Origin of the sequence: Achromobacter sp. ACM01 (assembly GCF_014851745.1) — a bacterium.
GTDB lineage: Bacteria > Pseudomonadota > Gammaproteobacteria > Burkholderiales > Burkholderiaceae_B > Achromobacter > Achromobacter aegrifaciens.
Genome location: NZ_JACVAF010000001.1, coordinates 458,709 through 484,286 on the forward strand (window position 1 = coordinate 458,709; position 25,578 = coordinate 484,286).

Annotated in this window: 23 protein-coding genes; 7 read left to right on the plus strand and 16 right to left on the minus strand. The window is 66.8% G+C overall.

What is annotated here, in order from left to right:
• Positions 1 to 34: 34 nt before the first annotated feature.
• From IB268_RS02195 to IB268_RS02225, 7 genes are all read right to left on the minus strand, one after another.
• Entirely contained in the window at positions 35 to 940 is a 906-nt protein-coding gene (locus IB268_RS02195) for a hydrolase (RefSeq protein ID WP_054455171.1), read from the minus strand.
• Positions 940 to 1,950, minus strand: a complete 1,011-nt coding sequence (locus IB268_RS02200) for an ABC transporter ATP-binding protein (protein WP_013391145.1) — start codon at positions 1,948 to 1,950, stop codon at positions 940 to 942. The genes IB268_RS02195 and IB268_RS02200 overlap by 1 nt, the downstream gene beginning before the upstream one ends.
• Positions 1,947 to 2,930 carry an ABC transporter ATP-binding protein gene (locus IB268_RS02205; RefSeq protein ID WP_175161204.1) on the minus strand — a complete coding sequence of 328 codons (984 nt, stop codon included), beginning with the start codon at positions 2,928 to 2,930 and terminating at the stop codon, positions 1,947 to 1,949. The genes IB268_RS02200 and IB268_RS02205 overlap by 4 nt, the downstream gene beginning before the upstream one ends.
• A 132-nt stretch (positions 2,931 to 3,062) precedes the next feature.
• Positions 3,063 to 3,980 carry an ABC transporter permease gene (locus IB268_RS02210; RefSeq protein WP_125473640.1) on the minus strand — a complete coding sequence of 306 codons (918 nt, stop codon included), beginning with the start codon at positions 3,978 to 3,980 and terminating at the stop codon, positions 3,063 to 3,065.
• Between the two features lie 6 nt (positions 3,981 to 3,986).
• Positions 3,987 to 4,964: an ABC transporter permease gene (locus tag IB268_RS02215; RefSeq protein ID WP_054455165.1), complete on the minus strand. Its 978-nt coding sequence runs from the start codon at positions 4,962 to 4,964 to the stop codon at positions 3,987 to 3,989.
• Positions 4,965 to 5,013: 49 nt separating this feature from the next.
• Entirely contained in the window at positions 5,014 to 6,645 is a 1,632-nt protein-coding gene (locus IB268_RS02220) for an ABC transporter substrate-binding protein (RefSeq protein WP_192353747.1), read from the minus strand.
• Between the two features lie 70 nt (positions 6,646 to 6,715).
• Positions 6,716 to 7,687 (minus strand): succinylglutamate desuccinylase/aspartoacylase family protein, encoded by a 972-nt coding sequence (locus IB268_RS02225; protein WP_054455161.1) that lies wholly within the window; start codon positions 7,685 to 7,687, stop codon positions 6,716 to 6,718.
• Between the two features lie 281 nt (positions 7,688 to 7,968).
• On the opposite strand from IB268_RS02225, the gene IB268_RS02230 reads away from it, so the two are divergent.
• Positions 7,969 to 8,883 (plus strand): LysR family transcriptional regulator, encoded by a 915-nt coding sequence (locus IB268_RS02230; RefSeq protein ID WP_054455159.1) that lies wholly within the window; start codon positions 7,969 to 7,971, stop codon positions 8,881 to 8,883.
• A gap of 82 nt (positions 8,884 to 8,965) precedes the next feature.
• On the opposite strand, the gene IB268_RS02235 is transcribed toward IB268_RS02230, so the two are convergent.
• From IB268_RS02235 to IB268_RS02245, 3 genes are all read right to left on the minus strand, one after another.
• Positions 8,966 to 10,579, minus strand: a complete 1,614-nt coding sequence (locus IB268_RS02235) for an ABC transporter substrate-binding protein (protein ID WP_054455157.1) — start codon at positions 10,577 to 10,579, stop codon at positions 8,966 to 8,968.
• Positions 10,580 to 10,965: 386 nt separating this feature from the next.
• On the minus strand, positions 10,966 to 11,199 hold the full coding sequence (locus IB268_RS02240; protein WP_054455155.1) for a hypothetical protein: 234 nt from the start codon (positions 11,197 to 11,199) through the stop codon (positions 10,966 to 10,968).
• 121 nt (positions 11,200 to 11,320) lie between these two features.
• Positions 11,321 to 12,181, minus strand: coding sequence for an NAD(P)H-hydrate dehydratase (locus IB268_RS02245; protein WP_192353748.1), 861 nt, complete (start codon positions 12,179 to 12,181; stop codon positions 11,321 to 11,323).
• 113 nt (positions 12,182 to 12,294) lie between these two features.
• Here IB268_RS02245 and IB268_RS02250 point away from each other — a divergent pair, with 113 nt between their 5' ends.
• Positions 12,295 to 13,128, plus strand: coding sequence for an enoyl-CoA hydratase/isomerase family protein (locus IB268_RS02250; RefSeq protein WP_054455150.1), 834 nt, complete (start codon positions 12,295 to 12,297; stop codon positions 13,126 to 13,128).
• Positions 13,129 to 13,174: 46 nt separating this feature from the next.
• On the opposite strand, the gene IB268_RS02255 is transcribed toward IB268_RS02250, so the two are convergent.
• Together IB268_RS02255 and IB268_RS02260 are read right to left on the minus strand one after the other, a co-directional pair.
• Positions 13,175 to 13,915 (minus strand): enoyl-CoA hydratase-related protein, encoded by a 741-nt coding sequence (locus IB268_RS02255; protein WP_054455148.1) that lies wholly within the window; start codon positions 13,913 to 13,915, stop codon positions 13,175 to 13,177.
• Positions 13,912 to 14,883 carry a nitronate monooxygenase family protein gene (locus IB268_RS02260; protein WP_175161198.1) on the minus strand — a complete coding sequence of 324 codons (972 nt, stop codon included), beginning with the start codon at positions 14,881 to 14,883 and terminating at the stop codon, positions 13,912 to 13,914. Before IB268_RS02260 ends, IB268_RS02255 begins: the two co-directional genes overlap by 4 nt.
• A 194-nt stretch (positions 14,884 to 15,077) precedes the next feature.
• On the opposite strand from IB268_RS02260, the gene IB268_RS02265 reads away from it, so the two are divergent.
• The 4 genes from IB268_RS02265 (at position 15,078) to IB268_RS02280 (ending at position 19,866) form a co-directional block, all read left to right on the plus strand.
• Positions 15,078 to 15,701: a TetR/AcrR family transcriptional regulator gene (locus IB268_RS02265; RefSeq protein ID WP_192353749.1), complete on the plus strand. Its 624-nt coding sequence runs from the start codon at positions 15,078 to 15,080 to the stop codon at positions 15,699 to 15,701.
• Positions 15,702 to 15,748: 47 nt separating this feature from the next.
• Positions 15,749 to 16,897 carry an acyl-CoA dehydrogenase family protein gene (locus tag IB268_RS02270; RefSeq protein ID WP_054455144.1) on the plus strand — a complete coding sequence of 383 codons (1,149 nt, stop codon included), beginning with the start codon at positions 15,749 to 15,751 and terminating at the stop codon, positions 16,895 to 16,897.
• A 182-nt stretch (positions 16,898 to 17,079) separates the two neighbouring features.
• The gene (locus IB268_RS02275; RefSeq protein WP_054455142.1) at positions 17,080 to 18,309 is read left to right on the plus strand and encodes a CaiB/BaiF CoA-transferase family protein; all 1,230 of its coding nucleotides are present in this window, start codon (positions 17,080 to 17,082) and stop codon (positions 18,307 to 18,309) included.
• A 30-nt stretch (positions 18,310 to 18,339) separates the two neighbouring features.
• The gene (locus tag IB268_RS02280; RefSeq protein ID WP_054455140.1) at positions 18,340 to 19,866 is read left to right on the plus strand and encodes a 3-hydroxyacyl-CoA dehydrogenase; all 1,527 of its coding nucleotides are present in this window, start codon (positions 18,340 to 18,342) and stop codon (positions 19,864 to 19,866) included.
• Positions 19,867 to 19,956: 90 nt separating this feature from the next.
• On the opposite strand, the gene IB268_RS02285 is transcribed toward IB268_RS02280, so the two are convergent.
• Genes IB268_RS02285 through IB268_RS02295 form a run of 3 tightly spaced genes read right to left on the minus strand, consistent with a single transcriptional unit; the run spans position 19,957 to position 23,436 of the window.
• Positions 19,957 to 20,922 (minus strand): tripartite tricarboxylate transporter substrate binding protein, encoded by a 966-nt coding sequence (locus tag IB268_RS02285; RefSeq protein ID WP_119452137.1) that lies wholly within the window; start codon positions 20,920 to 20,922, stop codon positions 19,957 to 19,959.
• Positions 20,923 to 20,963: 41 nt separating this feature from the next.
• Complete coding sequence (locus IB268_RS02290) at positions 20,964 to 22,397, minus strand: dihydroorotase family protein (protein WP_255509607.1); 1,434 nt, start codon at positions 22,395 to 22,397, stop codon at positions 20,964 to 20,966.
• Positions 22,378 to 23,436: a GTP-binding protein gene (locus IB268_RS02295; protein WP_192353750.1), complete on the minus strand. Its 1,059-nt coding sequence runs from the start codon at positions 23,434 to 23,436 to the stop codon at positions 22,378 to 22,380. Before IB268_RS02295 ends, IB268_RS02290 begins: the two co-directional genes overlap by 20 nt.
• A 160-nt stretch (positions 23,437 to 23,596) precedes the next feature.
• Between IB268_RS02295 and IB268_RS02300 the strand changes: the two genes are divergently transcribed.
• Positions 23,597 to 24,421: an IclR family transcriptional regulator gene (locus tag IB268_RS02300; protein WP_054455132.1), complete on the plus strand. Its 825-nt coding sequence runs from the start codon at positions 23,597 to 23,599 to the stop codon at positions 24,419 to 24,421.
• Between the two features lie 108 nt (positions 24,422 to 24,529).
• On the opposite strand, the gene IB268_RS02305 is transcribed toward IB268_RS02300, so the two are convergent.
• On the minus strand, positions 24,530 to 25,447 hold the full coding sequence (locus IB268_RS02305; RefSeq protein WP_192353751.1) for a cytochrome c5 family protein: 918 nt from the start codon (positions 25,445 to 25,447) through the stop codon (positions 24,530 to 24,532).
• Between the last annotated feature and the right edge of the window lie 131 nt (positions 25,448 to 25,578).

The window sequence follows — 25,578 nt, forward strand, 5'->3', positions numbered from 1 at the left end:
TATCGGATATCTGCAACGAAGAAAGTGGGGGCGGTCAGGCGACCTGCTGGCCGGCCAGGCGGGCCAGTTCGGCGGCGTCGGGCATCTTGCCGTCGAACCAGAGGCTGGCGCAGACGGCGGACATGGCGCGGCCGTCGTGGCCGATGCCCGGTACGACCTGCAGCTTCCAGCCGAACGGCACGCCGCGGCGCTCGGCTTCCTTGCGGCCGAACTCGAAGTAGTTCTGCGCGCGTGCGAAACGGTGCGGGCCCTGGCGCATGGCGGCGGGTTCGGACGGCAGGTTGGGGTCGTCGGTGGCGATGTCCTGGTCGCCCGCCAGGATGGTCATCGGATAGGCCAGCAGCTTCACCAGGTGGTCTTCCGTCATGCCTACGCCGTCCATGCCTTCAGGGAAGGGATAGTCGAACGTGGGCAGCGTGTACCAGCCCGGGTTGCCGGCAGCCACGGCCTTGAACGGCGCGTGCGACTGGCTGCTCATCAGGCGGTGCACGAACTGGCCGCCGGCGGAGTGGCCGAACAGGTAGACGTTCTGGCCGTCGGTGATTTCGCCGGCGATCAGGTCCTTGATGACATTGCCCACCAACGCGTAGGTCCAGCCGTCGATGTGGCGCGGATTGCCGCCGGCCGAGAACACGCGGCCGTTGTTGTAGCTTTCCACGCCGGGCCAGATCTCGTTGGAGAAGGTCAGCGCCACGATCAGCAGCTTGTGCTTGTCGGCGGCTTCCACCCAGAAATCGCGGTACTCGTCGCCGTTGCGCAGCACGCCGTGCTGCACGATGACCACCGGCATGTCGGGCGTGTAGCCGTAGGGGCGGTAGGTCTGCAGCTTGAAGGGGCGGTCGGAGTTGCGGTCCTCGTCCACATACAGGATGGCGTTGCGGCCGGCATGGCCCAGTTCGATGGCGATGCGGTCGACGTTGGACATCTCGGAGGGTTTCATCAGGCGTTCGCCTCATTCAGGTGGCAGGCCGACCAATGGCCTGCCGAGATTTCTTTCAGGACCGGCGCCTGCTCGCGGCAGCGCGGCATGGCGTGGGGGCAGCGGGGATTGAAGGTACAGCCCGGCGGCGGATTCAGCGGCGACGGGATCTCGCCCTTGATCGGCGTGAACTTGCGGCCGCGGCGGCCCACGTCCGGCACCTCGGCCATCAGGGCCTGGGTGTAGGGATGGTTGGCGCGCGCGAAGATCTCGGCCGACGTGGAGATTTCCACGATCTTGCCCAGGTACATGATCGCCACGCGGTCGGAGATGTGCTTGACCACGCCCAGGTCATGGCTGATGAACAGGTAGGTGAAGCCGTGCTGTTCGCGCAGGTCCATGAACAGGTTGATCACCTGCGCCTGGATCGACACGTCCAGCGCGGCCACGGGCTCGTCGCAGACCAGGAACTTCGGCGCCACCATCAGCGCACGCGCGATGCCGATGCGCTGGCGCTGGCCGCCCGAGATCTGGTGCGGGAAGCGGTCGCGGTACTCGGGGTCCAGGCCCACTTCCTTCAGCGCCTGGTCGATGCGCGCGGGAATCTGGGCGGCGGGCGCCAGTTTGTGGACCTTGAGCGATTCGCCCAGGATCTGGCGCAGGCGCTGGCGCGGATTCAGCGAGGCCTGCGGATCCTGGAAGATCATCTGCACGCCCAGCGTGTAGGCCAGCTTGTCGGCGCCGCGCAGGCGGCGGGCTTCCTGGCCCTGGTACAGCAGCTGGCCTTCAGTCTGGCCATGCAGGCCGGCAACGACGCGGCCCAGTGTGGACTTGCCGCAGCCGGATTCGCCGACCAGGCCCACGACTTCGCCGCGCTTGATGGACAGGTCCACGCCGTTGACCGCATACACGGTGCGGCGGTCGATGGGACGGCCGGTCAGGGCCAGGATGCGCTGGGCCAGGTCGGGCCGCTGCTCGAAGCGCTTGTGGACGTTCTTGAGCTCGATGACGGGAGTATCGGCTTGGCTCATACCGGCTGGGCCTCGCGGGTAATCGGCACGTAGCAGCGGTAGTTGCGCGCGCCTTCGGTGGTGACAGTGGGGGCTTGTTCGGTGCAACGCGTGACCGCGCTGGTGCAGCGCGGGCGGAACGGACAGCCCGAGGGGCGGCCGGCGAGGCTGGGCGCCATGCCGTTGATCTGGTGCAGGCGCGCGCCGGGCTGGGTGGCGCCGGGCATCGAATCCAGCAGGCCCTTGGTGTAGGGGTGGCGCGGCGCGTCCAGCACTTCTTCGACCGGGCCGCTTTCGACGATGCGGCCGGCGTACATCACGGCCACGCGGTCAGCCAGTTCAGCCACCACGCCCAGGTCGTGGGTGATCCAGATCAGCGCGGTGTTGTGCTCGCGGCAGATCTCCTGCATGCGGTAGAGGATCTGGCCCTGGATGGTGACGTCCAGCGCCGTGGTCGGCTCGTCGCAGATGATCAGGTCGGGCTTGTTCAGCATGGCGATCGCGATCGCCACGCGCTGGCGCATGCCGCCCGAGAATTCGTGCGGATAGCTCTTCAGGCGCTTTTCGGGCGAAGGAATGCCGACCATGGCCAGCGCCTCGCGGCAGCGTTCCTCGGCTTCGGCGCGCGGCACGTCTTCGTGGGTCAGGATGGCTTCCATCATCTGCTCGCCGATGCGCAGCACCGGATTGAGCGTCATCAGGGGATCCTGGAAGATCATGGCGATGCGGTTGCCGCGCAACTGGCGCATCTGCTCTTCGCTCAGCTTGCGCAGGTCCGTGCCCTTGAACTTCACTTCGCCGTCCACCACTTCCCCGGGCGGGTCGATCAGGCCCAGGAGCGAAAAGCCGGTGACGGATTTGCCGGAACCCGATTCGCCGACCAGGCCGACGATCTCGCCGCGGCGCACGGTCAGGTCGACGCCGTCGACCGCCAGCCACGCGCCGGCTTCGGTATGGAATGCGGTGCGCAGGCCGCGCACCTCAAGAATGTTTTCGCTCATTTCAGTTGCCCATTGCGCCAACCGCGGCGCATGTAATGGAGATAGCTCCATCGGGATGCCGCGGAGCCGGCTTTGCCGGTCCGCAGGCATGCCCCCTTGAGGGGGAAGCGCGCAGCGCTTCGGGGGTGGGCCTCATCTCTTCGGGTCCAGGCTTTCGCGCAGGCGGTCGCCCACGATGTTGATGGAGAGGATCAGCACCAGCAGGGCGATGCCCGGGAACAGGCTGATCCAGTAGTCGCCCGACAGCAGGTACTGGAAACCGTTGGAAATCAGCAGGCCCAGCGACGGCTCGGTGATGGGCACGCCCACGCCCAGGAACGACAGCGTGGCTTCCAGCGCGATCGCGGTCGCGATCTGGATGGTGGCGAACACCATGACGGGGCCCAGGCAGTTGGGCAGCAGGTGGAACAGCATGATGCGCCAGGCGGGGAAGCCCAGGTTGGCGGCGGCTTCCACGTATTCCTTGCGGCGTTCCTGCAGGGCGCGGCTGCGCATGATGCGGGCGTAATGCCCCCACTGCACCAGCACCAACGCCAGGATCACCTTGTCGACCCCTCGCCCCAGCACCACCAGCAGCACCAGCGCCACCAGGATGGTCGGAAAGCCCAGGATGAAGTCGACGATGCGCATGAGCACGGTGTCGACTACGCCGCCGACATAAGCGGCCACCAGGCCGATGGCGCCGCCCACGGCAGTGGCCAGGACCACGGCGGACAGGCCCACCATCAGGCTGATGCGCAGGCCATACAGGATGGCGCTGAGCATGTCGCGGCCCTGGTCGTCGGTGCCGAGCCAGGCGATGCTGCCGTCCATCAGCGCCTGGCGCGGCGCCAGGCGGCCGTCCATCAGCGAAAGGTTGGCGAGGTCGTAGGGATTCTGCGGCGCGAAGAAAGGCGCGAAGACCACCAGGACGATCAGGATGGTCAGCGCGATGACGGAGCCGCGCACCGTCGGGCGCGCGTGCAGTTTCTTCAGGATGGAGGCGCGCTGGGGCGTCTCAGCCAGGGGCTGGACGGTGCGGGTGCGGCCGGGATTCGGAGTTTGAGCCATGGCGGATTATTGAGCGGGAGTCACGAGCTGCACGCGCGGATCGAGCGTGGCGTACAGGATGTCCACAACCAGGTTGATGATCACGAAGATCAGGGTGACCAGCATCACGTAGGCCACCACGACCGGGCGGTCCAGCTGGTAGACGCTGTCGATCAGCAGCTTGCCCATGCCTGGCCAGGCGAACACGGTTTCGGTGATGGTGGAGTAGGCGATGAGGGTGCCGAATTCCATGCCGATCACGGTGACCACGGGGATCAGGATGTTGCGCAGGATGTGGCGGCGCACGATGCGGCCGGGCTTGACGCCCTTGGCGCGCGCGAACTTCACGTAGTCCTGGCTGCGGGCCTCGACTACGCCGGACGCGGTCAGGCGCAGCACCAGGGCGATGTTGGCCAGCGCCAGGTTGATCGCCGGCATGATCAGGTGCGACCAGCCATCGGCAGTCAGGATGGACAGCGGCACGCCCAGCACGGTGACCGTGTCGCCGCGGCCGGTGGCGGGCAGCCAGCCCAGCCATACCGCGAACAGCAGGATCAGCATCATGCCTTGCCAGAAGTTCGGCAGCGAAAAGCCCAGCACCGAAGTGGCCATGATGCCGCGGCCCAGCGGCTGGTCGCGGTACAGGCCCGCGATCAGCCCCAGCGGAATGCCGAACACACAGGTCAGCATGATGGCGACCACCACCAACTCGAACGTGGCGGGGATGCGCTGCACGATCAGCTCGATGGCGGGGATGCCGTGCACGAAGGATGTGCCCAGGTCGCCGTGCAGCGCGCGCCACAGGAATCCTGTGTATTGCTGCCATACCGGCAGGTCCAGGCCCAGGCGGGCGATCATCGCCTCGCGTGCGGCCTGGCTGGCTTCGGGGCTGACCAGCAGTTCGATCGGATCGCCCACGGCATAGACCGCGAAGAAGACCACGACCGAAACGGCCAGCAGCACGAACAGACTCTGTATCAGTCTGCGTAGGATGAACAAGGCCACGAGATTATTTCCTTGGTGGGCTCAGGGTTTGCGGGCGCCGCGTAGGGTCTTACTTGGCGGGCTTGGCCGACATGGCCAGGGTGTACTGGTCGGCGCGGCCTTCATAGGTCAGTCCCTTGCGGAACGCCCAGATGCTGCTTTCGAAATGCAGGGGAATGCTGGGCAGGTCGGCCAACGCCAGCGTCAGCGATTCCTGCAGCAGCTTTTCGCGCGCGGCCGGGTCCACGGTGACGAGGGCGCGCTTGAACACGCGGTCGAACTCGGGGTTGTCATAGCCGCCGTAGTTGCTGGTGCCAAGGCCGTGTTCCTTGTCGAACGCGCTGACCCAGTATTGCAGGAAGGACGAGGCCTCGCCGGTTTCCGACGACCAGCCGCCCATGGCGAAGCTGAACTCGCGCTTGGCGCGCTTGGGGAAGTAGACCGAGCGCGTCATGGTGTCGACGGTGGTCTTGATGCCCACGCGCGACAGGTATTGCGCCACTGCCTGCGTGACCTGCGCATCGTTGATGTAGCGGTCGTTGGTCGATGAGACGGTCAGCTCGAAGCCATTCGGGTAGCCGGCTTCGGCCAGCAGCTTCTTGGCGGCGGCCGGGTCGTACTTCAGCGCGGGCGGGTTGGGCAGGGTGCCGAACATGCCGTCAGGCAGGAACTGGTTGGCCGGCGTGGCGGCGCCGTCCATGATGCGGTCGGCGATGGCCTTGCGGTCGATGGCCATGGAAATGGCGCGGCGCACGCGCACGTCCTGCAGCGGGTTCTTGCCGTCCGCGGCTTTCACGCCAGGGCTGGGATTGCGCGCCACGTCGGGCTGGAAATACACCACGCGCACCGACGGGGTGATGACGTGGCCGAAACCCGGCGTTTCCGAAATGCGCTTCACGTCGCGCGCGGCGGGATTTTCGATCAGGTCGAAGTCGCCCGCCAAGAGGCCGGTCAGGCGCGGGCCAGCGGCAGGCACCGGCACCAGCTTTACGTCCTTCCATGCCGGCTTCGCGCCCCAGTAGGCGTCGTTGCGCGTCAGTTCGATGGCGGTGCCCTTGACGTAGCTCTTGAGCGTGTAGGGCCCGGTGCCGATCACGGAGCGGCCGGTGTTGAAGTCGGCCACGGTAGGCCAGGCGCCGGTGACGCCGCACTTGTTCTTCAGGTCGAAGCTGATCGGGCCATGTTCGGCGATGCCGTTCCACAGCATGCCCATGCGGGTCAGGTCGTTGGGCAGCAGCGGATAGGGCTGGCGCGTCTTGATCACCAGCGTGTTGCCGTCGCGCACCTGCACGTCGGCGAACTTCTGCACGATGGAGGGGTACGAGCTGCTGATGGACTGCTCGTTGTTGACCACGCGACAGAAAGTGAACAGCACGTCCTGTGCCGTGAAGGGCTGGCCGTTGGAAAACTTGACGCCATCGCGCAGCGTGAATTCCCAGGTCGTGTCGTCCACCGGCTTCCAGGCCGTGGCCAGGCGCGGGATCAGGTTCATCTTGGCATCCTGCCCCACCAGCGTCTCGAACATGTGCGAGGTCATCGCATCGTTCGGCGTGGCCTGGTGGTAGTGCGGATCCATCGACGTCGGCTCGGACGACAGGCCGATCCGCAGAACGCCGGCGGCATCCTGGGCGATGGCCGCGGTGGTACAGGCGGCCATGGCGAAGGCCGTGAGCATGCTGCGGTAGAGCGTCTGGGCAGACATGGATTTTGTCCCTTTGTTGTATTGGTTATGGTGTTGCGGGGCGGCGTTCCTGGCGGGCCGCCGCAGGTCTTCAGGCGATGGGCTGCGCCAGCCGGACGACGGTCACGCCGGGCCGCAGATTGGCGGTGGAAGGCATGATCAGCACGCAATCGTCATAAGGCGTGACGACGGGCTCGCCCTCGGACCAGCCGATCAGGTCGCCGGCGCGGGCCAGCGTTTCCAGGCCCTTCCAGGGTTGGGCGAAGCGGAAATCGGCGCTCTTGGCGGCGATCGCATGCGTCACGCGCAGTGCGCGCTGCGTGGACGCGGCGGGGGCGAACCAATCCGCGGGCAGGTCGCCGCGGTCCACCGTGCCCGCTTCCACCAGGAAGCGCGCCATCTGGTCGACAGCCACGCCGCGCGCTTCGGGCGCGCCATGGAAGCCGCATTCGATCAGCAGGGAACGGGTGCCGTTGTCGCCGGCTTCGCCGAAGCGGCCGTAGTCGCGCATGCGCACGCCCGCGGCGTGGCCGGCGTCGGCGATGATGGTGGCGGGGTTGCCCAGGGCCAGCGCCAGGTCGATATTGCGTTGCTCCATGCCGGTCAGCTGCAGCGGCACGTCGGAATTGCTCATCGAATGGAAATCCAGCAGCCAGTCGGCCTGCTCGACCCAGGGCTGGATCTCGGCGGCGCGGCGGCGTTCCTGGCTGGTCGGCACGCTCAGCTTGTCGTCGCTCCAGACGCGGTTCATGTCTTCGTCGACGAAGCGCGCGGGCGCGTAATTCGCAGGGTCGAAGCGATCGAACGCCGCCAGGTTGCAGAACGCCAGCGTCAGCGAACCGCGGCGCGGGCGCAGGCCCGCCGCCAGCGCGTCCTTCAGCGCCCAGGCGCCGCAGAGTTCATTGCCGTGGATCAGCGCGCTCAGCATGACGCGTTTGCCCGGCACGCCCGAATCGAAATGCCAGACCCCCGGGGTATCCGTGTTGCCCACCCGCTCTGCCGACAAGTTCGGACAGGCAAGTAGAAATGGACGCGGTGTGGACGCGGGGGCGGACGTGGGCATGGGAACTCCGATGAAGCGACGGGATTGTATAGGCGATGGCGCTGGGGGGGCGGCTAGCGGCCGGCATGAGCGGGCGCCGCGGCGCGACGGGCGCTGAAACAGGCTGCTAGCACGGGTTTTCCCTTATATATAGGGCGCGTCAGGCGCGCGCCGCCTTTGAGTATTGGGCGAATTCTAGGAGCTTGGCTGCTTTCTCTACAATTAGAATATTTATCTCGAGCTTTGCAGAAAAGGCAAAGCTTGTTCCCCATTCCCATTCTCTGAGAACCGCGAGGGCTGACGTGCACGGCATCGCCTTGAAGTATTTTCTGGAGGTCGCCCAGGCGGGCAGCCTGAGCGGCGCGTCCGAGCGCCTGCATGTGGCGGTGTCTGCCATCAGCCGGCAGATCGCCAAGCTGGAGGAAGAGGCGGGCGCGCCGCTGTTCGAGCGCGCCGCGCGCGGCATGGTCCTGAGCGAAGCGGGCCAGCTGCTGCTGGCGCATGCCCGCCGCACCATGCTGGAAGCCGATTCCGTGCTGCAGGAAATCGCCGCCATCAAGGGGGCCGCGCGCAACGAGATCCGGGTGGCCTCGGTCGAGGGCGTGGCGCGGATCTTCCTGCCCTCGGTGATGGCGCGTTTTCGTCGCGACTGGCCCAACATCCGCTTCGACCTGCACGTGGGGTCGCCGGCCGAAGTCAGCCGCCGGGTGGCCGAAGGCAGCGTGGAACTGGGCATGGTCTTCATCGCCGAACGCATCGGCGGGGTCAGTCCGCGCTATTCGCGCCGCGCGCCGGTGCATGCGGTGATGGCGGCCGACCATCCGTTGGCGGGGCGCGCCAGCGTCAGCCTGCAGGATCTCAGCCAGTATCCGCTGGCGCTGACCGGGCCGGGCACCACTACGCGCCAGCTGTTCGAGATGGGCTGCGCGCTGGAGTCGGTGCAGCTGGAGCCAGCGCTGACCTGCAACGATTCCTCGCCCTTGCACGGCTTCGTCTTCGGGTCGGACGCCATCATGCTCAGCGGCTATATCTCGGTGGCCTGGAGCCTGCGGCGCGACGAGCTGATCGCCGTGCCGATTTCCAATGCCGAGCTGCAATCGCGCACCCTGCAGATCCAGGTCATGCCGGGCCGGGTGCTGCCGCCAGCGGCCGAGGCCTTTGTCGAATTGCTGGCGCGGGAGCTGGACGACGCGCTGCAAGGCAGGGCGGCCGCATAGTCCGCCAAGGACGCAGAAGTCCTCCGCCCAGGCAAAAAAACGGCTGCCCTGGGGCAGCCGTTCTTCGTTCAGGCGGACCTGATTACTTCTTTTCGGGCGTGACCGAAGTGGCCAGCGTGTACTGGTCGCGGCGGCCTTCGTAGGTGATGCCCTTGCGGAAGGCCCAGATGCTGCTTTCGAAGTGCAGCGGGATCAGCGGCACGTTGTCCAGCGCGATCTGGGTGGATTGCTGCAGCAGCTTCTCGCGCTTGGGCGCGTCCACCGTCACGATGGCTTCCTTGTAGACCTTGTCGAAGTCGGCATTGCTGAAGCCGCCGTAGTTGCTGGTGCCCAGGCTGTTGGGGGAATCCAGGGATGCCACCCACAGCTGGAACAGGGCCGAGGCTTCACCCGTTTCCGCCGGCCAGCCGCCCATCGAGAAGCTGAACTCGCGCTTGGCGCGCTTGGGGAAATAGATGGAGGCCGTCATGGCGTCCACATTGGTCTTGATGCCGACGCGGGCCAGGTACTGGGCCACGGCTTGCGCCACCTGGCCGTCGTTGACGTAGCGGTCGTTGGTCGACGACAGGGTCAGTTCAAAGCCGTTCGGGTAGCCGGCTTCGGCCAGCAGCTTCTTGGCGCCTTCCGGGTCGAACTTGATTTCCGGCGCCTGGGGCAGCGCGCCGAACATGCCGTCGGGCATGTACTGGAAGGCGGGCGTGGCCATGCCGTCCATGATGCGGGCGGTGATGGTCTTGCGGTCGATGGCCATCGAAATCGCCTTGCGCACGCGCAGGTCCTGCAGCGGGTTCTTGCCGTCGGCGCTCTTGACGAAGGGGCTCGGGTTGCGGCCCACGTCAGGCTGGAAGAACACCAGGCGGGTCGACGGGGTGGCGACGAAACCGAACTTGGGGTTGTCCTTCAGGCGCGGCAGGTCGCGGGCGGCGGGGTTTTCGATCATGTCGAAGTCGCCGGACAAGAGGCCGGTCAGGCGCGGGCCGGCCGACGGCACCGGCACGAACTTCACTTCCTTCCAGTACGGCTTGGGACCCCAGTAGTTTTCATTGCGGACCAGCTCGATGCCGGTGCCCTTGACGTAGGACTTCAGGGTGTACGGGCCGGTGCCGATGGCGTCCTTGCCGTTGTTGAAGTCGGCCACGGTGGGCCAGGGGCCGGTCACGCCGCAACCCTTCTTGGGGTCGAACGTGAGCTTGCCGTGTTCGACGATGCCGTTCCAGACGATGGGCAGCGAACGCGCCAGTTCGGCGGGCATCAGCGGGAAGGGTTCGCCGGTCTTGATGATGACGGTGTGCGCGTCCGGCGTCTGCACGTCGGTGATGCGCTTGGTCATGTCCATATAGGACTGCGACACGTTGGTTTCGTTGTTCAGCGTGCGGCAGATGGTGAACAGCACGTCTTCGGACGTGAACGGCTTGCCGTTGGAGAACTTGACGTCGTCGCGCAGCTTGAATTCCCAGGTCTGGTCGTCCAGCGTCTTCCAGGAGGTGGCCAGGGCCGGAACCAGCTTCATGTCGGCGCTGCGGCCCACCAGGGAACTGTAGACGTGCGCAGAGAAGGCGTCGTTCTGCGTCATCTTGTGGTAGTGGGGATCCGCCGAGGTGGGCTCGGCCGACAGGCCGATCTTCAGCGTCTGGGCTTGGGCGGCGGCCAGGGGAATGGCGGCGGCCGCAAGGGCCAGGGTGGTACGCAACTTCATGGTGAAAACTCCGGATGGGGAACGAACCGGATCGCGCCTGCGTGTAAACCGGCCTGCGCCAGCCGCGCGGGCGGCCTCGCCTGGAAGGGGCTCAGGGGGTTTTGGCGCCGGGCACGACGGCAAGGGGCCGATTATCGGTAGGGGCTTCGCGCACTGTCAATGCGCAATGGCAAGCGCGGCGCTAGGGAAAACGCGGAGAGGGAGGGGGAAAGAGGGCGCCGCGCTGCCTCGTCTGGAGGCCTGCGCGGCGCGATGGCGCCCGGGTGAGGGGCTGGGCGCCGAAGAACCGCCGCAAGGGGCGCCGGGAAACCGGCGGGCGTTGCGGCGGGGTCGCGCCGGGCTGAATCGCGGGAGATCGATCGCGACTCAGGCCGGCGCGGCAGGGCTTACCACTGCGAACCGGAGAAGCGCGAGCTGGCGGCGCGGGCCTTGTTCATCGACTCGTTCACTTCGTCGATGAAGGAAAACACGGCGGCAACAGCTGCCACTACGGCTTGGCCGGCCTTCTTCAGGCTGGTCAGCGGATGGGAATTCGGTTGGTTCTCGAGGGCGCCGCGGAGCAGGTCACGCTCCAGCGCGTCGGTCAGGCGGGCAGTGTGGTTCAGGGTCAGTTCGCTCATGGTTTGCTCCAGTCCGTTTCGTCTTGGGGTAAACCATTATAGGGATAACCCTAGAATAAAAGCAATGCCATTTCTAGGGTAAACCCCTATATGTTGTAAAAATGTTTATGCCGCAGGGAACTTAGCCGCCATTGCGCAGGGCGCGGGCGGCATCCGCCAGCTCGCCGGCGGTCAGTCCGATGGGGCCGACACCCTGGGCGACCAGCGCGTCGGCGGCCGCGCCGTGCAGCCAGACTGCCCCGGCGACCGCTTGCTCCAGCGGCAGCTTCTGGGCGATCAACGAGCCCAGCATGCCCGCTAATACGTCCCCCGTTCCGGCGGTGGCGAGCCCCGGATTGCCGCTGGTATTGACCCACAGGCCGCCATTCGGGGAGCAGACCACGGTGCCCACGCCCTTCAGCACGATCCAGGCGCGGTAGCGCTGGGCCAGTTTCCTGGCGGCGGCCGGCCGGTCGGCCTGCACCTCGGCCGTGTCCATGCCGAGCAGCCGCCCGGCCTCGGCCGGGTGAGGCGTCAGCACCACGGCGCCCTCGCCCCAGTTGGGCTGGATGTCGCCGCGGGCCAGCAGATTCAGGCCGTCCGCGTCCAGCACCAGGGGCGAGCCGCGGCGCAGCACGAACAGTTCGGACAAGGCGTTGGCCGCCAGGGCGTCCGTGCCGATGCCGCAGCCCGCCACCCAGGCGGTGACGCCCCAGTCTTGTTCCAGCAGCGAGCGGGCGTCGCGCAGCATCAGTTCGGGCTGCAGCGGATCGCAGGCCAGCGGCGCGGCGTCCTGGGCGAAGCCGACCAGCACCTTGCCGGCGCCGGTCTTCAGGGCGGCGCGCGCAGCCAGCAGCGCCGCGCCCGTCATGCCCGGGCCGCCGCCCACAACGCCCACTGTGCCGAAACTGCCCTTGTGGGTGTCCTGGCCGCGCGGCGCGAACAGGGCGGGCAGGGCGGCGCGGTCGATGGTGCCGCCGGCGGACGGGGCGGGTGTGTTCATGGGCTGAGGCTCCTGGGGATGGCGGCGTGGCGCGAAAGCGCGTATCTACTATAGTGCGCCCAAACCGGCCGGCATCCGGCCCGGCCTCAAGACAAGATTACGTGGAGACGAACATGAGCGACATCACGCTGGAACACTATTCCGCCTATGAGTCCCTGAAACTGCGCCGGCACCCCGGCGGGGTGCTGGAGGTGATCATGGGCGCCAAGGGCGGCATGCCGGGCAAGCTGTCCACCGCCGATGACCGCATGCACCGCGAATTGGCCGACATCTGGCGCGATATCGACACCGACCCGGACACCCGGGTGGTGGTGATCCGCGGCGAGGGCAAGGGCTTTTCGGGCGGGGGCGACCTGGACCTGGTGCAGCAGATGGCCGACGACTTCGACGTGCGCACCCGCGTCTGGCGCGAGGCTCGCGACCTGGTCTACAACATCATCAACTGCAACAAGCCCATCGTGTCCGCCATGCATGGCGCGGCCGTGGGCGCGGGCCTGGTGGCCGGCCTGCTGGCCGACATCTCAATCGCGGCGCGCGACGCGCGCATCATCGACGGCCATACCCGCCTGGGCGTGACGGCCGGCGACCACGCCGCCATCGTCTGGCCGCTGCTTTGCGGCATGGCGCGCGCCAAGTACTACCTGATGCTGTGCGAAACCGTGACCGGCGAGGAAGCCGAGCGCATCGGCCTGGTGTCGCTGTGCGTGGACGAGGCCGAACTCATCGGCCGCGCCTTCGAGGTCGCCAACAAGCTGGCCGCCGGTTCCCAGACCGCCATCCGCTGGACCAAGTACTCGCTGAACAACTGGCTGCGCATGGCCGGGCCGAGCTTCGATACGTCGCTGGCGCTGGAATTCATGGGCTTTGGCGGCCCGGACGTGCGCGAAGGGATCCAGTCCCTGCGCGAACGCCGCGCCCCGAACTTCCGGCCGGATTCGCCGTTCTGAGGCGACGGATTACGCGCGCCAGGCTAGGGCGCGCAATCCGGCTTTCCTACTTCTTGAAGAACTTCGCGAACGCCGCCTGCGCTTCCTCGGATTGCAGGCGGATGCGGAATTGCTGGGCTTCATAGTCCAGCGTGTCCTGGATCGCCTGGCGGTCCGGGCGGCGCAGCATGGCCTTGGTCAGGCGCAGCGCGGCCGGCGGCTGGCGCGCCAGGTCGGCGGCGGTGGCTTGCGCCGCCGCCAGCGCCTGGCCCTTGGGCGTGACCGAAGTGGCCAGCCCGGCGTCGCAGGCGTCCTGCGCCGTGAAGGCCTTGCCCTGCAACAGCCATTCAGCGGCGCGGCGGGCGCCGGCCAGGCGCGGCATCAGCAGGCTGGAAGCGCCTTCCGGGCACAGCCCCAGCGCCACGAACGGCATGCGCAGAGTGGCGCCTTCGCCGATGTGGACGAAATCGCAGTGCTGCAACAGGGTCACGCCGATGCCGATGGCATAGCCTTCGACTGCGGCGATGACCGGCACGTCCGCCATGACCAGCGCCCGCAGGAAGGTCAAGGCGGCGCTGTCGCCTGCGCCGCGTTCCGCCTGGAAGTCGCGCAAATCATTGCCCGCCGTGAAATGCTCGCCCGCGCCGGTCAGGACCACTGCCGCCAGCGCCGTGTCGGCGCATGCCAGAGTGATCTGCTCGGTCAGGGCGGCATAAGTGGCCGTATCCAGCGCGTTGCGGCGGTCCGGGCGATTGATGGTCAGCGTCAGCACCGCGCCGTCGCGGCTGACCTGCAGGCCGGCGCTCATGCGCCGAAACCGTCGGCCAGGCGGGACTTGGCGTCCGCGTATTCGCTGCGCAGCGTGTCCACGATCTGGCGGGTCGGCAGCACGCTGGCGATGCCGCCTACGCCCTGGCCCGCGCCCCAGATGTCCTTCCAGGGCTTGACCCGGGTGGAGCCGAAATTGGACGCGCCGCTGTCTGGCTGCGGCAGGTTGGCCGGGTCCAGGCCGGCGGCGGCGATGCTGGCCTTCAGGTAGTTGCCGGGAATGCCGGTGAAGAACGGGGTATACAGGATGTCCGAGGCGCTGGCGTCCACGATGGCGGACTTGTAGCCTTCGCTGGCGTTGGCTTCCTCGCTGGCGATGAAGCGCGTACCCATATAGGCGAAGTCCGCGCCCATGGCCTGCGCGGCCAGGATGTGCGCACCCGAGGTGATCGCGCCCGACAGGATCAGCGGGCCGTCATAGAAGCGGCGCACTTCGGACACCAGCGCGAAGGGGCTGAGCGTGCCCGCATGGCCGCCAGCGCCGGCGCACACCAGGATCAGGCCGTCCACGCCGGCTTCCAGCGCCTTTTCGGCGTGGCGGATGGTGGTCACGTCATGGAACACCTTGCCGCCCCAGTCATGGATGCCTTTGACCAGGTCGCCGGGGGCGCGCAGGCTGGTGATGATGAGCGGCACGCGGTGGCTGGCGCACACGGCCAGGTCCTGCTCCAGCCGGTCGTTGGACTGATGGATGATCTGGTTGACCGCAAACGGCGCCACCGTCGCGCCGGGGTTGGCCTCGCGGTGCGACGCCAGGCCGGCCTGGACTTCGTCCAGCCAGTCGGTCAGCAGGCTCTGCGGACGCGCGTTCAGCGCGGGGAACGAACCCACGATGCCGCTGGTGCACTGCGCCACCACCAGCTTGGGATTGGACACGATGAACATCGGGGCGCAGATGACCGGCAGGGACATCTGGCCGTACAAATCATTCACGAGAGAGTGGGGCATGGCTTCGTCGCGGAAAAAGGTCACGGGAGAACTTGAACATCGGGACTTGAACACCGTTGGCGGGTGTGCCTATAATTACCTACCGACCGTCCGGTAATTAATTAATCCTTATTAAACGGCATGCGCTGAAGCGCTGTCAATGGAGGTACGCGAGTCCCTCCGGCAGCTGCGGCGCGGCCCTTGCAAAGGCTGCCATGGCGACCTCCGCCCCTCCCGCCCAGAAACGCGCCCGCGCCGGCCGGCCGCCCACCGTGGCGGCCCCGCGCGAACGCATCCTGGAAGAAGCCGCCAAGCTCTTCGCCCAAAGCGGCTACGACGGCAGCTCGGTATCCGACCTGGCCGGCGCGCTCGGCGTGTCCAAGGCGGCCATCTACCACTACTACACCACCAAGCAGGACATCTACGACGCCATCATCCTGGCCGTGCTCAGCGGCCTGACGCAGGCCGTCGCCCAGGATGTGGCGCGGGCGGAGGGCGCCACGGCCCGGCTGCGCGCCTTCATGGTGGGCCACGCGCGCTACTTCGAGCAGCACCACGCCGAATTCGTCACCATGCTGATCGGCTATTCCGGCATGGCCCTGACCGAACGCGAAGACGCCGCCCGGCTGCGCGACGGCTACGAGAAGCGCCTGCGCGAACTGATCGCGCAAGGCGTCGCCGCCGGCGAGTTCCGCGTGCTGGACGTGGCCGCCGCGGGCCGCGCCGTGTTGTCCATGCTGAACTGGATGGTGCGCTGGTACAAGCCCGGCCAGGGCGACAGCGCCGAAGCCATCGCCGCCGGCTATTTCGATCTATTGGTCGGAGGCATGCGCGCCTGAGGCGCGGCTGTCCCCGGCTTGCCCCGTATCTTCTTGAGACTCCCACCATGGCCCTCGATACCGAAACCCTGAACCTGTTGCTGGACGCCGTGCGCCGCTTCGTGCACGAACGCCTGATCCCCGCCGAAGACGAACTCGCCGAAAGCGGCCAGGTGCCGCCCGACATCGTCAACGAGATGCGCGACCTGGGCCTGTTCGGCCTGTCCATCTCGCCCGACCATGGCGGCCTGGGCCTCACCATGGAAGAGGAAGTGCGAGTGGTCTTCGAACTGGGGCAGACCTCGCCCGCGTTCCGTTCGCTGGCCGGCACCAACATCGGCATCGGCTCGCAGGCCATCGTGCTGGCCGGTACCGACGAGCAGCGCGCCCGCTACCTGCCCAAGCTGGCCAGCGGCGAATTGATCGGCTCGTTCGCGCTGACCGAACCCGACGCAGGTTCCGACGCAATGGCGCTGCGCCTGTCCGCGGTGCGCGATGGTGACAGCTACGTGCTCAACGGCACCAAGCGCTACATCACCAACGCGCCCATCGCCGGCCTGTTCTCTGTCATGGCCCGCACCGCGCCGGAACGCCGCGCCAATTCCATTTCGTGCTTCCTGGTCGAAGCAGGCACGCCCGGCCTGACCATCGGCAAGCCCGACAAGAAGATGGGCCAGGCCGGCGCCTTGACCAGCGACGTGGTGTTCGACAACTGCCGCGTCCCGGCCAGCGCGCTGCTGGGCGGCGAAGAGGGCAACGGTTTCCGCACCTCGATGCGGGTGCTGGACAAGGGCCGCCTGCATATCTCGGCGCTGTGCGTGGGCATCGCCGACCGCCTGCTGAGCGATGCCGTGAAGTACGCCATTGAGCGTAAGCAATTCGGCCAACCCATCGCCGAATTCCAGCTGATCCAGGCCATGATCGCCGACAGCCAGGCCGAACTCTACGCCGCGCGCTGCATGGTGCTGGACGCCGCCCGCATGCGCGACCGCGGCGAGAACACCACCATGCAGGCCGCTTGCTGCAAGCTGTACGCCACCGAAATGGTGGGCCGCGTGGCTGACCGTGCGGTGCAGATCCACGGCGGCGCCGGCTACATGTCGGAGTACGCGGTCGAGCGCTTCTACCGCGACGTGCGTCTGTTCCGCATCTTCGAAGGCACTTCGCAGATCCAGCAGCTGGTGATCGCCCGCGAAACCATCAAGGCGCATTCCTGAGCGCGGACCCGGCGCAAGAGGCTAATATCCTGCATGACTGACGGTGATCCGGCGCACGGCCCATGGCCGCGCCGGCATATGACGCGCCAGCGGCCGCGCGCCGCCGGCATGACGGAATTCCAGTCTGGCTTGCGCGCCGCCGCAAGCCGGACGTTTTCATTTCTCTTCTAGCGAAAAGACTAATGTCGCAACGTCCCGCTCCCCTTACCGGCATACGCGTGCTGGATCTCACCCGCGTCCTGGCGGGTCCCTGGTGCACCCAGAACCTCGCCGACCTCGGCGCCGAGGTCATCAAGATCGAACGCCCCGGCGCGGGCGACGACACGCGGGCCTGGGGGCCTCCGTACCTGAAGGACGAGGCGGGCAACGACACCACCGAAGCTGCGTATTACCTGTCCGCCAACCGCAACAAGCTGTCGGTGGCGCTGGACATCGCCTCGCCGCGCGGCGCCGAGCTGGTGCGCGAACTGGCGCTGCAAAGCGACATCCTGGTTGAAAACTTCAAGGTGGGCGGCCTGTCCAAGTACGGCCTGGACTACGAAAGCCTGAAGGAGCTCAACCCGCGCCTGATCTACTGCTCCATCACCGGCTTCGGCCAGACCGGCCCTTACGCCAGCCGCCCCGGCTATGACTTCATGATCCAGGGCATGGGCGGGCTGATGAGCATCACCGGCGAACGCGATGACCTGCCCGGCGGCGGGCCGCAGAAAGCGGGCGTGGCGGTGACCGACCTGATGACCGGCATGTACTCCACGGTGGGCATCCTGGCCGCGCTGCACGAGCGCTCGCGCAGCGGCCTGGGCCAGCACATCGACATGGCGCTGCTGGACTGCCAGGTCAGCATGCTGGCCAACCAGAACCTCAATTACATGACCTCGGGCGTGGCGCCCAAGCGCGCCGGCAATGCGCACCAGAATCTGGTGCCTTACCAGGTCTTCGCGGCCAGCGACGGCCACCTGATCGTGGCGGTCGGCAACGACAGCCAGTTCCGCAACTACTGCGGCGCGATCGGCCTGCCCGAGCTGTCGGCCGATCCGCGCTTTGCCACCAATCCGCAGCGCGTGAAGAACCGCGCCGAACTGGTGCCGCTCCTGGCCGAACGCATGGCCACCGGCGCGCGCGACCACTGGCTGGCCGCGCTGGAAGGCGTGGGCGTTCCCGCCGGCCCCATCAACACGCTGGACCAGGTCTACGAAGACCCGCAGGTCCTGGCGCGCGGCATGAAGCGCGAAATGCCGCATCCGACCGCGGGCACAGTGCCCATTGCCTCCAGCCCGCTGAAGTTTTCCGACAGCCCGGTCGAGTACCGTCGTCCGCCGCCCATGCTGGGCGAGCACACCGAACAGGTGCTGTCCGAGAAGCTGGGCCTGTCGGCCGAAGAAATCCTGGCGCTGGCGCAAAGCCGGGCCTGAACCCCATCCAATAAAGGCAGGAGAGTGTTGATGAAGGAGATTCAAACCATCGGCGTCGTCGGCGCCGGGGCCATGGGGCGCGGCATCGCGCAGATCGCGGCGCAGGCCGGGCTGCGCGTGCGCCTGTACGACACCAGCGCCGATGCCGTGGCGGCTGCGCGCGAATCGTTGCGCCAGACCTGGGACAAGCTGGCCCAGAAGGGCAAGCTGAGCGCGGCCGACGCGCAGGCCGCGCTGGAACGCGTGGAATCCGCCACCGCGCTGACCGACATGTCCAACTGCCAGCTGGTGGTGGAAGCTATCGTCGAACGCCTGGACGTCAAGCGTGACCTGTTTGCCGCGCTGGAAGGCGTGGTGGCCGAAGACTGCATCCTGGCGTCGAACACCTCGTCGCTGTCGATCACCGCCATCGCCGCCGCCTGCAAGCGGCCGCAGCGCGTGGCCGGCTACCACTTCTTCAACCCGGTCGCGCTGATGAAGGTGGTCGAAGTCATCGACGGCCTGCGCAGCGCGCCCGAAGTCGGCGACGCGCTGGCCGAGCTGGCGCGCCGCATGGGCCACACGCCCGTGCGCGCCAAGGACATGCCGGGCTTCATCGTCAACCACGCTGGCCGCGGCATGAATACCGAAGGCCTGCGCGTGGCGCAGGAAGCCGTGGCGACCTTCGCCCAGGTCGACGCCGTGATGCGCGAGCAGGCCGGTTTCCGCATGGGTCCGTTCGAACTGCTGGACCTGACGGCGCTGGACGTGTCGCACCCCGTCATGGAGTCCATCTACCGCCAGTTCTTCGACGAGCCGCGCTTCCGTCCTTCGCCCATCACCACCGTGCGCCTGGCGGGCGGGCTGATCGGCCGCAAGGCCGGCGAAGGTTTCTACGTCTACGCCGACGGCCAGAAGCAAGTGCCAGCCGAGCCGCCCGTGCCGGCGCTGCCCGAAAACCTGAAGGTCTGGGTCAGCCCCAAGCACGGTGAAGGCTACGCCCGCGCCGCTGCGCTGGTCGAAAAGCTGGGCGCCACGCTGGTGACCGGTTCCACGCCCGACGCCGACGCGCTCATCCTGGTCACGCCCTACGGCGAAGACGTCTCCACCACCGTTTCCGCGCAAGGCCTGAACGCGGCCCGCACGGTCGGCCTGGACACGCTCTACGCTTTCGACAGCGCCAAGCGCCGCACCATCATGGTGTCGCCCGCCACCGAAGCCAAGTGGCGCGACGCCGCGCACGCGCTGCTGGCTGCGGACGGCGTGCCCGTCACGGTGATCGAGGATTCGCCTGGCTTCATCGCCCAGCGCATCGTCGCCACCATCGTCAACATCGCCAGCGACATCGCGCAGCAGCAGATCGCCACGCCCAAGGACATCGACCTGGCGGTGACGCTGGGCCTGGGTTATCCGGTGGGCCCGCTGGCCCTGGGCGACAAGCTCGGCGCCGACCGCATCCTGGAAATCCTCAAGAGCATGCAGCGCGTGACCGGCGATCCACGCTATCGCCCCAGCCTGTGGCTGCAGCGCCGCGTGCAGCTGGGCATGTCGCTGACCAAGGCGGCTGGCGAAGAGTGACGCGATGAGCATGGCAGGCGCCGCCCTGGCATGCGAAAAAGCCCGCAAGACATCATGTCTTGCGGGCTTTTTTTCGCGACGCCGGCCGCCTCAGTTCGCCGGCTTGACCCCGATCAGGGACACCAGCGGCGTCCATAGCGCGATGTCGTCGCGGATGCGCCGGGCGAACTTCTCCTTTACTTCGCCTGCCCGCGGCTGGCTGCCGGACGCGTCGAATTTACTGAGCACCTCCGGGTCGCGCAGCATGACCTGCACGGCGTCGGCCAGCCTGTCCACCACTTCGGCGGGCGTGCCAGGGGGCGCGAACAGGCCGTTCCAGGTTTCGATCTCGTGTCCGGAGATGGTGTCGGCGATGGCCGGCACGCCGGGCAACTGAGGCACGGGCTGGCGGCTGGACACGCCCAGGAAACGAATGCGGCCGCTGTCCTTGTACGGCAGGATTTCGGAGATGTTGGCCGAGTACAGATCGGTCGTGCCGCCCATGGTGTCGAGCAGGGCGGGGGCGCCGCCCCGGTAGCCGATCAGTGTCGCCTCGACACCCGCGCGCTTGAGAAACACCAGCACCGACATGTGCGACATCGACCCTTCGCCGCCGTGCGCGACGGTCAGCGCGCCCGGCTTGGCCCGGCCATACTCGATCAGTTGCGCCAGGCTCTGGAAACGCGAACTGGACGGCACCGTGAGCACCAGCGGATTGCTGGCGATGTTGGCGACCGGCACCAGATCGTTCAACGGGTCGTAACGCACATTGAACAAAAACCGCACCAGCGAAACCTGGCCGATGGAGCCCACCATCAGCGTGTTGCCGTCGTTGCGCGAGCGTATCAGCGCATCGGTGGCAATGGTGCCGCCTGCGCCGGCCTGGTTCTTCACCACGACCGATGAGCCCAGGGTGCGGCGCAGCGAATCGGAGGTAATGCGCGCCACGTAGTCGGTATTGCCGCCAGGCGGATACGGCACGATCAACGTGATGGCGGTCCCGTCCTGGGCGCGGACCAACGTGGGCAGCAGCAATGGCGCAGAAGCCAGCAGCCGCGAGAACTGACGACGATTCATGATGTTTTCCCCTTGTGTCGTAGTGATGCGCGGCCTGGGCTTCAGCGTACCGCGGCAGCCATCTGGCCGCCGCCCTTGGCGCCGACCACTTTACCGTCCGCGTACACCGTGGCGCCGCGCACCAGCGTGTGCACCGGCTTGCCCTTGAGGCGGCGGCCGGCATAGGGGCTCCAGCCCACCAGGCTGAGCACGTCCTCGTCACGCACCTCGTATTCCGTCTCCAGATCGACCAGCACCAGATCGGCGTCCAGGCCCGCTCGGATTTCACCCTTGCTGCGCAGTCGGAACAATTCCGCGGGCTTGGCCGAACATGCCTCGGCCACGCGCTCCAGGCTGATCTTGCCTTCCTGGGCCGCCGTCAGGAACATGCTCAGGTAGAACTGCGTCGATGGCGTGCCGGTATGGGCTTTCCAGCCATCGGTCCAGCCCACTTCCTTTTCTTCGCGCGTGTGCGGCGCATGGTCGGTGGCGATGATGTCGATCGTTCCGTCGTTCAGGCCTTCCCACAAGCCGGGCACGTTCTTCTCCGGCACCCAGTACGACAGCGCATACGAGCCCAGGCGCTGGATGGCCGACCATTCGCAACCCAGGAACAGGGCCCAGGGATTGATTTCGCAGGTGACCTTCTGGCCTGCCGCCTTGGCCTCGCGGATGAGCTGCACGCTGCCGGCGGTCTGGGTGTGCAGGATGTGCAGGTGGCAGCCGGCCGCCTTCTGCAGCCGCAGCAGCGTGGCAATGGCGGTTTCCCAGATCACGCCATCGTGGGCGGCGTAGGCGCGCGCATAGGCGAGAGCGTCACGTTCGCCCCGGTCCCAGTAGGTCTGTTCGATCACGTCCATCAGGGCCTGGTCGTGGGGATGCACCATCAAGGGCACGTCCAGTTCGGCGCAGCGCTGCATGATGCGCAGCAGCTTGCCGTGATCATGCACGCCGATGCCGGGCATGTGCGGGTAGTCTCGGCCCGTGTCCACCACCATGAAGATCTTGAACGCGGCGATACCCGTGGCGGTCATGGCTTCCATTTCCGACTCTATCGTCGGCGCCGGGTTGAAGTTCCAGTCGACCACGGCATCGCTGCGGTAGATGGCGAACTGCTTTTCCAGCAGGTCCAGCGAGTTGGGCGGCGGATTGACGTTGGGCATGCCCACGCTGGTGGTAACGCCGCCAGCGGCGCATTGCTGCGTGGCGGTGAGGATGGTGTCCTTGTACTCGAACCCCTTCTGCGAGCCCTGGCGGTGGTGCGAGTGCATGTCGATCGCGCCCGGCAGTACGGCCAGGCCGCTGGCGTCGATGACGTTGCGCGCCTCGGGTTCGCTGCCTGCCTCGTACAAGCCGGCGATCTTGCCGTCGCGGATGCCGATAGAGGCGCGCACCTGTCCCTGGGGAGTGACCACCAGGCCGTTCTTGATCAAAGTGTCCATGCTGTTTTCCTTGTGATGGGGAATGCCGAAACGATCAGGCCGCGCGGGCGGCAGGCGGGAGGGCGCGCTCGCGCACCGTGTCCCAGACCTGCATGACGTAGTCCTTGCTCAGGCCTTTGGTAATGAAAACCATGCGGGATTGCCGGTCCGCGTCCGGCCATTGCGGCAACTCGACAGGCGGATGGAACAGGCGCTGCACCGCTTGCAGCACGATGGGCCGTTCGTGGCCGGCTATGTGCAGGATGCCCTTGACGCGCAGCAGCTCGTCGGGATGCGCCATGACCAGCGCATCCAGCCAGGCGCTGACCTGGGACCAGTGCAAGGGGTCGGCGAAGTCCAGGCAGAAGCTGTCGATGCGCGCATGGTCATGCGCATGCGTGTGTTCATGGTGGTGCCCATGCCCGTCCGCGTAGGGCGCGGCATTGAGCCATTGCCGCGCCTGCTCCGGGCGCACATTCACGTCATAGACGTCGGCTCCGTCCAGCACGGCGGCGTCCGGCCGGGCGGCGGGGTCGCAGACCAGGCGCGTGGCGCCGGGGTTGACTTGCGCAAGCGTGTCCACAAGCGCCGCGGCGCGCGCGTCCGGCAGGTCGGTCTTGGTGACGATCAAGGCATCGGCCACAGCCACCTGCTTGATGGCTTCCGGGTGTGCCGCCAGGGTGCCTGGCCCGTTGACGGCATCCACCACGGTCAGCACGCGGTTCAGGCGAAACGAGCGCGCCACCGGAAACGTCATCAAGGCCTGGATGACCGGCACCACGTCGGCCATGCCCGTGGTCTCGATCAGGACGCGGTCGAAGGCCGGAATCTGGCCAGCGCTGCGCTTGGCGCGCAAATCGCGCAGCGTCTCGACCAGATCGCCCTGCACGGTGCAGCACAGGCATCCCGTGCTCAGTTCGATGGTGTTGTCGTTACTGCTGGCGATCAGCGCGTGATCGATACCGATCTCGCCAAACTCGTTGACGATGACCGCGGCATCGGCCAGCGCCGGATCGCGCAGCCAGTGATTCAGCAGAGTGGTCTTGCCGCTGCCCAGGAATCCCGTCAGCAAGGTGACCGGAATGCGTGTTTCGGAGGTTCCATCGATTGCCATGATGCGCCTTTGCAAAAAACATTAAATTCGCAACCATTGCGATTAAATGAATTTTTGCATCGAGTTGACGCTTTGGCAAGCCCCCCGCGATTTCGCGCCACGGCCCCGGGGCAGAGGGAGGGATGACGCTGCTAGAATCGCGGAGAAATTAAATTTCGCAATGGATGCGAAATTGCGGGCCGTAAAGGCGCAACAACAAAGAGAGGGCGACGTGGCGGGTGAAATCAGGACGCGCAACCGGATACTGCACATCCTGCAGCTCTATGACAGGAGCGCCGCATGGTCGGTGGAGGAAATCGCCGTTGAAATGGATGTGTCCGTCAGCTCGGCCTATCGCGACGTGCAGGAACTGGTGCGCGCGGATTTCCTGACCCCGGTGATGGGCGCGCGCTACGTGCTGGGGCCCACGTTTGCCCATTTCGACCTGCTGATGCGCCATGGCGACCCCTTGCTCAAGGTGGCGGAGCCGCTGATGCGGCGGCTGGTGGAGGCCACCACGCCCTCGTCGGCCTCGGTGCTCACGCGCAGCTACCAGGACAAGGTCATGTGCATCCACCAGGAAATCGGCGACCCGGCCGCGCGCGTGGGCCGCTACGAACGCGGCGCCACCATGCCGATGTTCCGCGGCGCGACCTCCAAAGTCATCCTGGCGCACCAGAGCCGCCGCGCCCTGGAGCGCATGTACCTGGCCCACGAAGAGGAAGTGCGCGCCATTTCGCACTGGAAGAGCCTGAAGGACCTGTGCCTGGAACTCGATGCCATCCGCGAGGCGGGCGTCGCCGTCAGCGATTCCGAGATCACGCCAGGGACCATAGGCATTGCAGCGCCGATTTTTCTGGAGCAACGCGTGGTGGCCGGGCTGAGCCTGATCGTGCGCGCCGAGCATTGCCGTCTCGAGCCGTTCCGCGCGGCGGTCATCGAGGCCGCCGGCCAGATCAGCAGCCAGTTGGCCGAGGTGGAAGGCGCCTGGGTGGCGCGCGCCTGAGCGCCAGCACAAGACTTCGCAATCGAGTCGCGCCCGTGGTCTGGCGCAAAGAAAAAGCCCCTTGATCAGATCAAGGGGCTTTATTCATCATGGGCCGCGAGCCTTACTTCACTTGGCCGCATCCACCATGTACTGCACCGCTGCGCGGATGTCGTCTTCCGACGCGTTGGCCGCGCCGCCCTTCGGGGGCATCGGCGGCTTGCCTTGCATGGCGACCTTCACCATGGCGTCCATGCCGGTCTTGATGTAGGGCTCCCAGGCGGCCTTGTCGCCGAACTTGGGGGCGTTGGCCACGCCGGTGGCATGGCAGGCGAAACAGACGCTCTTGTACAGCTTTTCGCCAGCCGGATTGACTGCCGCTGCTTGCGGCGCGGCGGCTTGGGCTGCCGGAGCGGGAGCGGGAGCAGGCGTGGCGGCGGCCGGTGCCGGAGCTGCCGCAGCGGGGGCGGCAGCGGCGGGCGCTGCAGGCGCTGCGGCGGGAGCGGCAGCGGCTTCCTTCTTGTCGCCTTCCGCGGCCGGAGCGGCGGGTTCGGGCAGCGAAGCGCCCGACTTGTTGGCCATGTACACCACGGCGCGCGCGACTTCGTAGTCGGACAGCGTGGGGTTGCCACCCTTGGCGGGCATGCCGCCCTTGCCGTGCAGGGCCACGTTCATCATGGCGTCGTAGCCCGCGGTGATGAAGGGCGCCCAGGCGGCGTTATCGCCCACCTTGGGTGCGCCAGCCACGCCGGCGGTATGACAGGCCGTACAGACGGCGGCGAAGACCTGTTCGCCGGTCTTGAAGACCTTGGGGGCATTTGCATCGACCAGCTGGAAACCCGCGACCGGGGCAATGCGCTTGGCGACAGCTTCTTGGGACAGCGTGTCCGAACCCGCTCCTGTTTTGGTGCCCGAGACCACCATGTTCACCAATAGGATGATGATGGCGATCGGGATCACGAAAGACAGGACGATCGTGACGATCAGTTGCTTCGGGGTCTTGATGGGGGAGGAGTGCTCTTCTATGTGTTCCTGCTCGTTGCTCATGACCAAATCCTGCTAACGGGTACCGGGGGCGCCTGGCGGCGGCAACAGAAAATCAGTACTGCACAAGTCGGCGGCATGAAGAGCCCGCCTTGCAAGCAAACGCTGGATTATATAACGGTGTCATAGACACG

Coding starts and splice junctions, on each gene's coding strand:
- IB268_RS02295 (WP_192353750.1), bottom strand. CDS start 23,436: ATGGCAATCGATGGAACCTCCGAAACACGCATTCCGGTCACCTTGCTG.
- IB268_RS02220 (WP_192353747.1), bottom strand. CDS start 6,645: ATGTCTGCCCAGACGCTCTACCGCAGCATGCTCACGGCCTTCGCCATG.
- IB268_RS02305 (WP_192353751.1), bottom strand. CDS start 25,447: ATGAGCAACGAGCAGGAACACATAGAAGAGCACTCCTCCCCCATCAAG.
- IB268_RS02250 (WP_054455150.1), top strand. CDS start 12,295: ATGAGCGACATCACGCTGGAACACTATTCCGCCTATGAGTCCCTGAAA.
- IB268_RS02260 (WP_175161198.1), bottom strand. CDS start 14,883: ATGCCCCACTCTCTCGTGAATGATTTGTACGGCCAGATGTCCCTGCCG.
- IB268_RS02300 (WP_054455132.1), top strand. CDS start 23,597: ATGGATGCGAAATTGCGGGCCGTAAAGGCGCAACAACAAAGAGAGGGC.
- IB268_RS02270 (WP_054455144.1), top strand. CDS start 15,749: ATGGCCCTCGATACCGAAACCCTGAACCTGTTGCTGGACGCCGTGCGC.
- IB268_RS02200 (WP_013391145.1), bottom strand. CDS start 1,950: ATGAGCCAAGCCGATACTCCCGTCATCGAGCTCAAGAACGTCCACAAG.
- IB268_RS02255 (WP_054455148.1), bottom strand. CDS start 13,915: ATGAGCGCCGGCCTGCAGGTCAGCCGCGACGGCGCGGTGCTGACGCTG.
- IB268_RS02210 (WP_125473640.1), bottom strand. CDS start 3,980: ATGGCTCAAACTCCGAATCCCGGCCGCACCCGCACCGTCCAGCCCCTG.
- IB268_RS02280 (WP_054455140.1), top strand. CDS start 18,340: ATGAAGGAGATTCAAACCATCGGCGTCGTCGGCGCCGGGGCCATGGGG.
- IB268_RS02235 (WP_054455157.1), bottom strand. CDS start 10,579: ATGAAGTTGCGTACCACCCTGGCCCTTGCGGCCGCCGCCATTCCCCTG.
- IB268_RS02265 (WP_192353749.1), top strand. CDS start 15,078: ATGGCGACCTCCGCCCCTCCCGCCCAGAAACGCGCCCGCGCCGGCCGG.
- IB268_RS02245 (WP_192353748.1), bottom strand. CDS start 12,181: ATGAACACACCCGCCCCGTCCGCCGGCGGCACCATCGACCGCGCCGCC.
- IB268_RS02285 (WP_119452137.1), bottom strand. CDS start 20,922: ATGAATCGTCGTCAGTTCTCGCGGCTGCTGGCTTCTGCGCCATTGCTG.
- IB268_RS02275 (WP_054455142.1), top strand. CDS start 17,080: ATGTCGCAACGTCCCGCTCCCCTTACCGGCATACGCGTGCTGGATCTC.
- IB268_RS02240 (WP_054455155.1), bottom strand. CDS start 11,199: ATGAGCGAACTGACCCTGAACCACACTGCCCGCCTGACCGACGCGCTG.
- IB268_RS02195 (WP_054455171.1), bottom strand. CDS start 940: ATGAAACCCTCCGAGATGTCCAACGTCGACCGCATCGCCATCGAACTG.
- IB268_RS02205 (WP_175161204.1), bottom strand. CDS start 2,930: ATGAGCGAAAACATTCTTGAGGTGCGCGGCCTGCGCACCGCATTCCAT.
- IB268_RS02225 (WP_054455161.1), bottom strand. CDS start 7,687: ATGCCCACGTCCGCCCCCGCGTCCACACCGCGTCCATTTCTACTTGCC.